Origin of the sequence: Nocardia implantans (genome assembly GCF_035544775.1) — a bacterium.
GTDB lineage: Bacteria > Actinomycetota > Actinomycetes > Mycobacteriales > Mycobacteriaceae > Nocardia > Nocardia implantans.
In genome coordinates this window covers 1-11,448 of record NZ_JAYKYQ010000025.1, presented here as the reverse complement: position 1 = coordinate 11,448, position 11,448 = coordinate 1, and the positions used below count along the sequence as shown (strand labels likewise).

Annotated in this window: 10 protein-coding genes and 2 pseudogenes; all 12 read left to right on the top strand. The window is 67.5% G+C overall.

What is annotated here, in order from left to right; all coding sequences use genetic code 11:
• A pseudogene (locus tag U3653_RS33095) lies at positions 1-193 on the top strand (ABC transporter ATP-binding protein); the annotation flags it as partial.
• 11 nt (positions 194-204) lie between these two features.
• Positions 205-999 (top strand): MlaE family ABC transporter permease, encoded by a 795-nt coding sequence (locus U3653_RS33090; protein WP_051021363.1) that lies wholly within the window; start codon positions 205-207, stop codon positions 997-999.
• A 3-nt stretch (positions 1,000-1,002) separates the two neighbouring features.
• Positions 1,003-1,866: an MlaE family ABC transporter permease gene (locus U3653_RS33085; protein ID WP_067811488.1), complete on the top strand. Its 864-nt coding sequence runs from the start codon at positions 1,003-1,005 to the stop codon at positions 1,864-1,866.
• Positions 1,863-3,212 carry an MCE family protein gene (locus U3653_RS33080; protein WP_195083265.1) on the top strand — a complete coding sequence of 450 codons (1,350 nt, stop codon included), beginning with the start codon at positions 1,863-1,865 and terminating at the stop codon, positions 3,210-3,212. Before U3653_RS33085 ends, U3653_RS33080 begins: the two co-directional genes overlap by 4 nt.
• On the top strand, positions 3,209-4,285 hold the full coding sequence (locus U3653_RS33075; protein ID WP_195083264.1) for an MCE family protein: 1,077 nt from the start codon (positions 3,209-3,211) through the stop codon (positions 4,283-4,285). The genes U3653_RS33080 and U3653_RS33075 overlap by 4 nt, the downstream gene beginning before the upstream one ends.
• Positions 4,285-5,295, top strand: a complete 1,011-nt coding sequence (locus U3653_RS33070) for an MCE family protein (RefSeq protein ID WP_323124721.1) — start codon at positions 4,285-4,287, stop codon at positions 5,293-5,295. The genes U3653_RS33075 and U3653_RS33070 overlap by 1 nt, the downstream gene beginning before the upstream one ends.
• A 37-nt stretch (positions 5,296-5,332) precedes the next feature.
• Positions 5,333-6,565, top strand: a complete 1,233-nt coding sequence (locus U3653_RS33065) for an MCE family protein (RefSeq protein WP_195083273.1) — start codon at positions 5,333-5,335, stop codon at positions 6,563-6,565.
• Positions 6,562-7,800: an MCE family protein gene (locus U3653_RS33060; protein ID WP_195083263.1), complete on the top strand. Its 1,239-nt coding sequence runs from the start codon at positions 6,562-6,564 to the stop codon at positions 7,798-7,800. Before U3653_RS33065 ends, U3653_RS33060 begins: the two co-directional genes overlap by 4 nt.
• Positions 7,797-9,038, top strand: a complete 1,242-nt coding sequence (locus tag U3653_RS33055) for an MCE family protein (protein ID WP_195083262.1) — start codon at positions 7,797-7,799, stop codon at positions 9,036-9,038. The genes U3653_RS33060 and U3653_RS33055 overlap by 4 nt, the downstream gene beginning before the upstream one ends.
• Positions 9,039-9,144: 106 nt before the next feature.
• On the top strand, positions 9,145-9,879 hold the full coding sequence (locus U3653_RS33050) for a hypothetical protein (RefSeq protein WP_323124720.1): 735 nt from the start codon (positions 9,145-9,147) through the stop codon (positions 9,877-9,879).
• Between the two features lie 10 nt (positions 9,880-9,889).
• Positions 9,890-10,618, top strand: a complete 729-nt coding sequence (locus U3653_RS33045; protein WP_195083261.1) for a hypothetical protein — start codon at positions 9,890-9,892, stop codon at positions 10,616-10,618.
• Positions 10,619-11,030: 412 nt separating this feature from the next.
• Positions 11,031-11,448, top strand: a pseudogene (locus U3653_RS33040) (DNA-directed RNA polymerase subunit beta); the annotation flags it as partial.

Here is an 11,448-nt window from a genome sequence, read left to right as displayed (position 1 = left end):
GGCGGTGTTGCGGCGGAAGGAGCGGGTGCGCGAGATCATGCACACGTTGCCGCATGCCGCGCAGGTCGCGATCCGGGAATCACTTGCCGACAACGACGATACGCAGGTGATGGCCTACAACAGCGGCGATCTGGCTAATTATCAGGGTGGTGCGTTCGACACCACCGTGCGACGCAACACAACTAACGGGTAACATCTGCGATCGTGAATTCGACCCTGGCGCGATTGCGAACTCCCCTGGAGTCGGGGTTTGCCCAGGCCGGCAACATCTTTGCGCTGCTCCTCGACGTTTTGCGGAAGACATTCCGCCGCCCCTTCGAGTGGCGGGAGTTCATCGAGCAGTCGTGGTTCATCGCGAGTGTCTCGATCCTGCCCAGCGCGCTCGTCGCGATTCCGTTCGGCGCGGTCGTGGCATTGCAGACCGGCTCGCTGATCAAACAGCTCGGCGCGGAATCCTTCACGGGCGCTACCAGTGTGCTGGCAACCGTCCAGCAGGCGGCTCCGGTCGTGACGGCCCTGATCATCGCCGGCGCGGCCGGGTCGGCGGTGGCCGCCGATCTCGGCTCGCGCACCATCCGCGAGGAAATCGACGCGATGGAAGTGCTCGGCATCGATCCGGTGCGCAAGCTGGTGGTGCCGCGCGTGCTCGGCATGATGCTGGTCGCGCTGCTGCTCAACGGCCTGGTTTCGGTGGTCGGCATCGCGGGTGGGTACTTCTTCAACGTCCTGTTGCAGGGCGGTACCCCCGGCGCTTACCTGGCGTCGTTCTCCGCCCTCGCCCAGCTGCCCGACCTGTGGATCGGTGAGATCAAGGCGGCGATATTCGGTCTGCTCGCCGGCGTCATCGCCGCGTACAAGGGGCTGCATCCCAAAGGGGGCCCGAAAGGAGTCGGTGACGCGGTGAACCAATCCGTGGTGATCACGTTCATGGTGCTGTTCTTCGTGAATCTCATCCTGACCATGGTGTACCTACAGGTCGTCCCGGCCAAGGGTGCCTGACGGATGGCCACCTCGTACCGGACCCCGGTCGCCAAGTCCCTGCGCCGGGTTGGTGAAGTCGCTCGGATGCCGCTCAACGTCATCGATCGCGCCGGCGAGCAGATGTCGTTCTACACGCGGGCCATCGCCTGGATCCCGCGAACCGCGGTGCACTACCGCAAGGAAGTCATGCGGCTGCTGGCCGAGGTCACCTTCGGCACCGGCGCGCTGGCGGTGATCGGCGGCACCATCGGTGTCATCGTGTTCATGTCCGGCTCGGTCGGCGTCGTCGTCGGCCTGCAGGGCTTCAAGGCGCTGGACGCGCTCGGCAGCTCGGTGCTCACCGGCTTCCTCACCGCCTACATCAACACCCGTGAGATCGCGCCGCTGGTCGCCGCGCTCGCGCTCTCGGCGACGGTCGGTTGCGGTTTCACCGCGCAGCTGGGCGCCATGCGGATCTCCGAGGAGATCGACGCGCTCGAGGTGATGGCGGTGCCCGGCGTGCCGTTCCTGGTGACCAGCCGCGTGATCGCCGGATTCCTCGCGGTGATCCCGCTCTACATCGTCGGGTTGCTCGGCACGTTCATCGCGTCGCGGACGATCAGCATCTGGTTCAACGGGCAATCCAGCGGGTCCTACGACCATTACTTCAGTTTGTTCCTGCCACCGGAGGACGTGCTCTATTCGTTCCTCAAGGTGCTGGTCTTCGCGTTCGTGATCATCATGGTGCACTGCTACTACGGGTTCCACGCCACCGGCGGGCCCGCTGGCGTCGGCGTCGCGGTCGGCCGCGCGGTCCGGGCCGCGATCGTCCTGGTGAACGTGCTCGACTTCTTCCTCAGCCTCGCGATCTGGGGCACCACCACCACGGTGCGGGTGGCCGGATGAGCCGCACCCAAACCTGGCGCTCGACGGCGAAGCTGCGAACTCGAGTGCTGGGGATCGCGTTCTTCGTCGTGGTCGCGCTGTTCCTGTGGACGACCATCGCGATCTACAACAAGCAATTCGTGAAGACGGTCCACGTCGACCTGATCACCGACAGCGTGGGCAACGCGCTGACCCGCAACGCGGATGTGAAGGTGCGCGGCATCACCGTCGGCGAGGTGCGCTCGAGCAACTCCGAAGGCGGCGCGGTGACCTTGAACCTGGCCATCGACCCGGACAAGGCGCAGCAGATTCCCGACAACGCGACCGCGCGCCTGCTGCCCAAGACGCTGTTCGGCGAGCGTTATGTGGATCTGGTGATCCCGCAGGACCCGAGCCCGCGGCATCTGACCGACGGCGTGACGCTGCACCAAGACGTCAGCGGCAACGCCATCGAGCTGAGCAAACTGCTCGACGACGTGCTGCCCTTGTTGCAGGCCATCCCGCCGCAGGACCTGGCGGCCACGCTGGGGGCGCTGTCGCAGGCGCTGTCCGGGCAGGGCACCGCGCTCGGGGAGAGCGTCGACAAGCTCGACGACATCTTCCGCCAGGTCAACGTGGTGCTTCCGGACCTGAGGGCCGATCTGCGCAGCTTCGCCGAGGTGGCGGCCACCTACTCCGACGCGGCGCCGCAGCTGATCCAGGCCCTGGACAACCTGCGCACCACCAACGCCACGATCGTGCAGCGGCGCACCGACATCGACGCCCTGTACGCGACGCTGACGCCGACCTCGGCCACCACCACCGAGTTCCTGATCGCCAACCGCGACAACATCATCGACGTGGCCGCCGACTCCCGCCCCGCGCTCGAGCAGTTGGCCTACTACTCGCCCAACTACGCCTGCTCGCTGGCGAACTTCGCGCAGCTGAAGCCGCGCATCGACCGGATCTTCGGCAAGGGCACCGACACCCCGGGTTCCCGAGTGACCATCGAACTGACCAACACCCGCGGCAAGTACCTGCCCAACCAGGACGAACCGCGCTGGCTGGACACCAGGGGGCCGTGGTGCATCCCCGAGATGCCGTTGGGCGTCGATCCCGGCCAGTACACCGGAGGGCCGAACAACGACGGCTCCTACGCCGTCCCGAGCCGCAACCCGGGTGACCAGGAGATCGGTCATCTGGAGCCGCCGCAGTTCGGCGTCCACCCGGCGAGCAAGATGCCGACGATCGCCGGTTCCCCGATGGAGCGGCAGTCCCTCGGCGCGATCTACGGCGCGGCCAACGGCGTCGCCCCTGATCAGGTGCCCGGCTGGGTGACCAGGGCAGGCGCGCCCGCGTTCCGCGGAAGCGAGGTGAGCGTGCGATGAAGCAGCAACTGCGCGGCCTCGGCGGGCCGCTGACCAAGTTGATCATCTTCGTCCTGGTGACCTTGTTCGTGACCACGGTGCTCGCGCTGTCGATCGCCAACTACAGCGGCGGCGGGACGAAGTTCAAGGCCAGGTTCACCGACGTCACCTCGCTCAACCCCGGTGACGAGGTCCGCATCGCCGGCGTGCGAGTCGGCAAGGTGACCGATGTGTCCATCGTCGACAAGCGTCTGGCCGAGGTGAAATTCGAGCTCACCGACCGGGACTGGCTGCCCGCGTCGACCACCGCGACGATCAGGTACCGCAACCTGGTCGGCCAGCGCTACATCGCGCTGGAACAGGGGACCGGGGAGCAGGGCAAGAAGCTCAACGAGGGCGGCACCATCCCGCTGGAGCGCACCAGGCCCGCGCTCAATCTGACCACGCTGTTCAACGGCTTCCGTCCGCTGTTCCGCACGCTGACCGCCGAGGACGTGAACAAGCTCTCCTTCGAGATCATCCAGGTCTTCCAGGGCGAGCAGGGCACCATCCACGATCTGGTCGCGACCACGGCGAACCTGACCAACAAGATCGCCGACAAGGACGCCGTGATCGGTGAGCTGACCCGCAATCTGACCGCCGTGCTCGACACCGTCAACCAGCGCGACGACCAGTTCGATCAGTTGATCGTGAACACCGAGGCGCTGATCAGCGGCCTGAACGCCGACCGGGACACGATCGGCCGCTCGGTGACCTCGCTGGCCGACCTGACCTCGGCGACCTCGGACCTGCTCGTCCCGGTGCGCCCGACGCTGCAAGGGTCGATCGCTGGTCTGAGCCAGCTGACCGGCACGCTCGACGAGCGCCAGGACGAGGTGAACGAAGCGCTGACCAACCTGCCGCTGAAGATGGAGAAGCTCGGCCGCGCCGCCAGTTACGGCTCCTGGTTCCAGTTCTATCTGTGCGGCATCGACATCGTCGTGGGGCCGGGCGCGGTCGACGCGCCGCAGCTCAACCTGCCCGCGGGCCTGCCGACGATCAACCAGCCGATATACACCAACGCCGCGCCGCGCTGCCACGGGAAGGCCCGCTGATGGAGGACCGCATTCTGCTCGGCAAGCGCAGCCCGGCGTTCCTCGGCGCGCTCGGCATCGCCGTGGTGCTGCTGGTGACGATGTCGGCGTTCTTCCTGGATCAGCTGCCGATCATCGGCGCGGGGACCAAGTACACCGCGGAATTCCGCGAGGCGGCGGGCCTGAAGAAGGGCAACGAGGTCCGGGTGGCGGGCGTCAAGGTCGGTTCGGTGTCCGACGTGCGGCTCGACGGTGACCGCGTGCTCGTGGACTTCCGCACCAAGGACACCTGGATCGGCAACGAGACCACCGCGTCCATCCAGATCAAGACGCTGCTCGGCCAGAAGTACCTCGCACTCGATCCGCGAGGCTCGAAACCGGCCGATCCCAGCTCCCGGATCCCGCTCTCGCGCACGGTGTCTCCGTACGACGTGGTGGACGCGTTCACCGATGCCGCGCGCACGATCGATCAGATCGACACCGCCCAGCTGGCCAAGAGCATGCAGGTGCTGTCGGAGGCCTTCGAGACGACGCCGCCGGAGATCCGCGGCTCCATCGACGGCGTCGCCCGGCTGTCGGAGACGCTGGCCAAGCGCGATCAGGAGTTGAAGAAGCTGTTCGCCGCGACCAGGCAGACCACCAAGATCCTCGCCGACCGCAACGCGGAGTTCGAGCGGCTGCTCGCCAACGGCGGGCAGTTGCTCGCCGAACTGAACGTCCGGCAGCAGTCGATCAAGCAGTTGCTCTCGGGCGCCAAGACGGTCTCCGCGGAGCTGAGCGCGCTCGTGCACGACAACGAGGAGCAGATCGGTCCCGCGCTGCGTAACCTGCGCGCCGCCATCGATCTGCTCAACGACAACCAGCAGAACGTCTCCAAGACGCTGGAACTCGCGGCGCCGTTCTACAGCCTGTACGCCAGCGTGCTCGGCACCGGGCGCTGGTTCGACGCGGTGATCGTCAACGTGTTGCCGCCCGCGCTGCCCGAAATCCCCGGCTACCGTCAGCCGATCCGCACTTTGGGAGGTAACTGACGTGGCGGACAACTGGCGTAGCGATCCGGTCGGTGCGGTGCGCGGCTCCAGCCGCGGCGCCAAGGTCGGCATCGCGCTGATCGTCGTGCTCGCCGTGCTGGTGGCGGTGGTGCTGTGGTGGCTGTTCGACCGGCTGTCCACGACCAAGATCACCGCCTACTTCGACCGCTCGGTCGGCATCTACGAGGGTTCGGACGTGCGCATCCTCGGCGTGCCGGTCGGCTCGGTGGATTCGGTGGAGCCGCAGGGCGATCAGGTCAAGATCGTGATGAGCGTGGACCGCAAGTACGACGTCCCCGCGGACGCGCGAGCCGCCCAGATCACGCCGTCGATCGTGTCGGACCGCTACATCCAGCTCACCCCGGTGTACACCGGCGGCCCGAAGATGGCGCGCGACGCGACCATTCCGCGGGAGCGCACGGCGACGCCGGTGGAAGTCGACCAGCTGTACAAGAGCATCACCGAACTGTCCGACGCGCTCGGGCCGAACGGCGCCAACGCCGACGGGGCGGTGAACGACCTGGTGCGCACCGGTGCGGCGAACTTGGCGGGCAACGGCGAGGCGCTGGCCAACAGCCTCACCCAGCTGTCGCGGGCGGTCCGCTACCTGTCGGACGCGCGCGGCGACATCTTCGACACGGTGAAGAACCTGCAGGCCTTCATCACCATGCTGGCCCAGAACGACCAGCAGGTCCGGCAGTTCAACACCCAGCTGGCCGATCTGTCGACGTTCCTCGCCGACGAGCGGCAGGATCTCGGCGCGGCGCTGAACCTGCTGTCGATCGCGCTGGGCGACGTCGCCCGCTTCATCGACGACAACCGGGGCCTGATCGCGGACAACGCCGAAAAGCTGATCCAGCTCACCAAGACGCTGTCGGACCAGCGCGACGACGTGGCCGCCTTGCTTCCGGTCCTGCCGGTGGCGCTGAGCAACCTGATCAACGTGCACAACGCCGAATCGGGCACCCTGGACATGCGCGCGAACTTCCCCGAACTGCAGGACCCGTTCGGCGTGGTGTGCAAGATGCTCGATCTGTCCAAGCTGATGCCGGGCGATCCCAAGTTCGAGGCGCTCGGCAGGCAGATGCGGCCGATCCTCGACCACTGCAAGGAGATCACCGACCAGATCACCGCCGGGGTGCAGACCCCGACGCTGAACCTGCCGTTCGGCATCCTCAGCGGCGAGAACCAGCAGCGCGACCCGGTGCCGGGTACAGTGCCCGGCACGCCGTCGGACCGGCTTCCGCCGTCGCAGGGAGGGGCGCGATGAGCACTCGAATCCGTTCGCTCGCACGCGGTCTCGGCGCGGCGCTGGCACTCGGCCTGACCGGTGCGCTGATCACCTCGTGCGCCTCCGACGGCATCTACAGCGTGCCGCTGCCCGGCGGCGCCGACGTGGGCGAGCACCCGATGCACATCGACATCCAGTTCGACGACGTCCTCGATCTCGTGCCGCAGTCGGCGGTGAAGGTCGAGGGTGTGCCGGTCGGCCGGGTCGAGAAGATCAGCATCGGCAAGGACCAGTGGACCGCGACGGTGCGCACCGTGGTCAACTCGTCGGTGAACCTGCCCGCCAACGCGCGGGCCGAGGTCAGGCAGTCGAACCTGCTCGGCGAGAAGTTCATCGAGCTCTCCAAGCCCGCCGCCGACCCGGAGCCGAGCAGGCTGGCCGACGGCTCGGTCATCCCGGTCGACCGCACCCGGCACGCCACCGAGGTCGAGCAGGTGCTCGGCGCGTTGTCGCTGCTGCTCAACGGCGGCGGCGTCGCGCAGTTGCAGCCGATCGTCACCGAGCTGAACAAGACCATCGGCGGCCGCGAGGACCGCGTTCGCTCGCTGATCGAGCAGGCGAACACGCTGATCGACGGCCTGAATCAGCAGGTGGACGACATCACCCGCGCGCTCGACGGCCTCGACGTGCTCAGCGCCAGGGTGAGCAAGCAGACCGATCAGATCGGCAAGATCCTCGACGAGCTGCCCAAGGGCATCAAGATCCTGGAAGAGCAGCGTCCGCAACTGGTCGCCCTGCTCGCGCAGCTGGACCGGCTCGGCGAAGCGGGCTTCGACGTGCTGAACACCGCGAAGGACGACCTCATCCGCGACCTGACCTCGCTGCGGCCGACGCTGCAGGAACTGGGCCGGTCGGCGCCGGATCTGGTGTCCGCGGTTCCGCTGATCCCGACCTACCCGTTCCCCGACTCGGCGCTGGAGAGCACCTTCGGCGGCAGCGTGAACACGTGGTTGTCGGTCGATCAGCAGATCGGTGTCACGCTCAGCAACTTGGGTGTGGGCAAACCGGACCCGGTGTACATCCCGCCGGTCGGCCCGCCCGTTCCGGTGAACCCGACCAACCCGTACTACAACGGCAACGGCCCGCGTCCGGGCTGGCCGACGGTGTCGATCCTGCCGCTGCCGCCGCTGATGGCGCAGCCGCCCGCGCCCGGTGTGCCAGGTCCGGTCGGGGCGATCCTCGAGCAACTCGGCGTAGGGAGTGGTCCGCGATGACACGTCTGGTGCGGTGGCAGCTCATCGCGTTCGTGGTCATCGCGGTGCTCGGCGTCGTGTACGTCGGCGGCAAATACATCCGGCTCGACCACATGTTCGGGCTCAACCAGTACACGGTGAAGCTGCGCGCGGCGCAGACCGGCGGCATCTACAAGGGCGCCGAGGTGACCTACCGCGGCGTCGCGGTCGGCCGGGTCGGTGAGCTGGAGCTCACCGGCGATGGCGTGGTGATGAACCTCGTCATCGACGCGAGCGCGCCGAAGATCCCGGCCTCGGCGAAAGCCGTGGTGGCCAACCGGTCGGCGATCGGTGAGCAGTACGTGGACCTGCAGCCCGATTCGGACGCGGGCCCGTACCTGCGGGACAACTCCGTGATCACCTCGGCGACCCTGCCGGTGTCGGTGGAGGAGCTGGTGTCCAGCGTGGACACCTTCGCGAGCTCGGTGGACCTGAACGCGCTCAACACGACGGTGCGCGAACTGGGCAAGGCGTTCGACGGCAAGGGCGACGACCTGCAAGTGCTGATCGACTCGCTGAACAAATTCACCGAGACCTTCCACGCGACGCTGCCGCAGACCATCCAGCTGGTTCGCGACGGCCGCGTCGCCCTCGGCACGCAGGCCGAGCAGTCCGCGGCGATCCGCGAATTCAGCGACGGCTTGGACAAGCTCACCGCCCAGTTGCGTTCCAGCGACCCCGACGTGCGCAGGCTCATCGGCACCGGAACCGACGCGGGCGAGCAGATCGGCGCGCTGCTCGAGCAGAGCGGCGGCCCGCTCACCCAGGATCTGTCCAACCTGCGACTGCTGTTGCAGGCGATCTCGCCGAAGTTCTACGCGATCAAGCCGCTGCTGCAGATGCTCCCGCAGCTGTCGATCGGCGGCTCATCCACCGCGCCCGGCGACGGCACCAGCCATTTCGGCCTGGTGCTCGAGACCAACAATCCGCCCGCCTGTACGGTGGGCTACGAGGGCACGCATCGGATTCTCGAACAGATGAAGGCGCAGAACCCGGACTTCGACGACACGCGCGACGAGTTCCCGTTCAACAAGGACGCCAAATGTCTCGTGCCATTCGGTAATCCGACCGCCGTCCGGGGTGGCGAGCGAGCCGAGTTCGCCGATCCGGCCATCGTCCAGCCCTGGGACTCCAACCCCAAAACCGATCCGGAAAAGCTGAACCTGACTCCGGTCGCCGTGCAGTTGTCGACCCTGCTGGGGGTCACGCCGAAGCGGTGACCAGGAGCAATGACGTTAGGGTGTCTCGCGTGAGTGACTGGAGCGAGCGGACCACGGGCATGTCGCCCTGGAGCGCGACCGAGCCGACCGACGGCGAGGCGCTGTCATGACCGCCGATCTGACCAAGCGGTCCGATACGGCGGCGCCGGACGCGCCGGACACCGCGACGACTACGGCGGACGAGTCCACCGCGAAGACCGACGCCGGCGAGCGGAAGGCGGCCGACCGGGCCGGCGGCGACTCCGCGCGGACCGGTGGCGCGTCCGTGCTCAGCCGGGTGGCGTTCGTGGGTTCGGCGCTGCTGCTGGTGGTGGCGTTGATCGGCGCCGCGTGGTTCGGCGCGGGCTGGGTGCGGGCGGCGTTCACCGACGGCCCGCGCGCCGAGGCCAGGGACACCGCTCTGGACGCCGCGCGCCAAGCCGCGCTCAACATGACCTCGATGAACCTGGACGACGTGCCCGGCTCGCTGGCGCTGGCGCGGTCCTCGATGACCGGCGCGCTGCTGGACTCGGCCACGAAGAACAAGGACCAGGCCGAGCAGATGGCGCAGCAGAGCGGGGTCGGGATGACCTCGAAGGTGCTCGGCGCCGCGCTCACCTCGCTCAACGGCGAGCAGGACAAGGCATCGGCGCTGGTCGTGCTGCAGGTGACCGAGAAGGGCAAGGACAAGCCGCCCGCCGACTACCGCTACACCTGGACCGTCGACGTGGCCAAGGACGGCGGGGTCTGGAAGGCCGAGCAGATCTCCTCGCTCAGCCAGCCGGTGCTGCTCAGCGGCGGACCCGCCGCGCAGCCGCCCGCGACCGACCAGCCGCCCGCCGCGCCGAAGCCGGGATCGTAGGAGGACACCCATGACGTCTCGCCGACCGGTCAACCGGGTCACCTCCAAGCGCAGGCCGAGCGCGGAATCGAGCCGGACCACCGCCCCCCGCGCGGACCGGCCCGCACCGGCCCGTAAACCGCGCGTAGCGGGCGCTTCGCGTCCCGCCACGGAGTCGGAGACCACCGGCGCCGAACCGAGCCCTGCCGGCGCGGCACGGTGGCGCAAGATCATCTCGCGCGGCCCGGACCGTCCGCGGGGCACGACCGGAAGGCCGCGCTGGGGCGTCACCGCCACCATGCTCGTCGCCGCGCTCTTGCTCGGCGGTTTCGCGTGGCTGGCCGCGCAACGGCCCGGAGTGGACACCTCGAATCGGGCCTACGTGGACAACGAGGCCACCCAAGAGGTGCGCGCGGCCGCCGACAACGCCCTGCGGGCTGTCTACGCCTACGACGTGAAGAAGATCGACGGCTATCGGGACGCCGCGAAGCAGGTGCTCACCGGAAAGATGCTGGCCGATCTGGACAAGTACGCCGATACCACCATTTCGGCGGTCAAGCAGGCCCAGACCAGTGCCGACGCGAAAGCAGACCCGATTGCTGTGACATTGCTCACCGACGATCGCGCCGAGCTGATCGTCAATCTGGTGGTGAGCGCGACCAAGGACGGCGTGGCGCAGCAGAGCGTCTCCGGCCCCGTGGTCCTGCACATGCAGAAGGTGGACGGTCGCTGGCTGGCCAGCGACATCGTCGATCAGTAACGGCTACCACATCGGCCGGGATGACGCAGCGCGGCAGGCGATCTCGCCGGCGGCCCCGGGCGGGGCTGCCACTTGACGAGTTTCGCCCGAACCGTCACGCTATTCACAACAGCGGCAGCTGTCACAGTGGCTTCCAGCGCACCGCGCCCGAAGGACGCAGCCAGCGAATTCGGGCCCGGCGCGGCAGCCATGCGGACGATCACACGGGTGGTACTTTGACACCCCCGTGTACTTGGGTGTAGGTTTGGACGTTGCGCTGGCTGCCTCCTGTCCATACCTCGATTTGCACACGTAAGTTCACCTTTCCGGTGTTACTTCCGTCGTTGCCTGTTCGAGTTTCGTTCGGGTAGTAACCAGCGGAATTCGTAGCAGACAGAGCGACGGTCGCGGACCACCACGCGACGCGCATGAGGTGCTGGAAGGACGCATCTTGGCAGTCTCCACCCAGACCAAGGCAGTTGCCGGAATCCCCGGAGCCCCGTTGCGGGTGTCTTTCGCGAAGATCCGTGAACCCTTGGAGGTCCCCGGGCTTCTCGACCTACAAACGGAATCGTTCGCCTGGTTGATCGGTTCGCCGGATTGGCGCGAGCGCGCGGCGGCTCGCGGCGACGTCGGCCTAGTCGGTGGCCTCGAGGAGGTGCTCGAGGAGCTCTCCCCGATCGAGGACTTCTCCGGCTCCATGTCGCTGTCCTTCTCCGACCCGCGCTTCGAGGAGGTCAAGGCCTCGATCGATGAGTGCAAAGACAAGGACATGACGTATGCGGCTCCGTTGTTCGTGACGGCGGAGTTCATCAACAACAACACCGGTGAGATCAAGAGCCAGACGGTCT

Excerpts from the sequence above, each read along its gene's own strand:
- U3653_RS33085 (WP_067811488.1), top strand. The coding sequence starts at position 1,003 with ATGGCCACCTCGTACCGGACCCCGGTCGCCAAGTCCCTGCGCCGGGTT.
- U3653_RS33080 (WP_195083265.1), top strand. The coding sequence starts at position 1,863 with ATGAGCCGCACCCAAACCTGGCGCTCGACGGCGAAGCTGCGAACTCGA.
- U3653_RS33075 (WP_195083264.1), top strand. The coding sequence starts at position 3,209 with ATGAAGCAGCAACTGCGCGGCCTCGGCGGGCCGCTGACCAAGTTGATC.
- U3653_RS33070 (WP_323124721.1), top strand. The coding sequence starts at position 4,285 with ATGGAGGACCGCATTCTGCTCGGCAAGCGCAGCCCGGCGTTCCTCGGC.
- U3653_RS33060 (WP_195083263.1), top strand. The coding sequence starts at position 6,562 with ATGAGCACTCGAATCCGTTCGCTCGCACGCGGTCTCGGCGCGGCGCTG.
- U3653_RS33055 (WP_195083262.1), top strand. The coding sequence starts at position 7,797 with ATGACACGTCTGGTGCGGTGGCAGCTCATCGCGTTCGTGGTCATCGCG.
- U3653_RS33050 (WP_323124720.1), top strand. The coding sequence starts at position 9,145 with ATGACCGCCGATCTGACCAAGCGGTCCGATACGGCGGCGCCGGACGCG.
- U3653_RS33045 (WP_195083261.1), top strand. The coding sequence starts at position 9,890 with ATGACGTCTCGCCGACCGGTCAACCGGGTCACCTCCAAGCGCAGGCCG.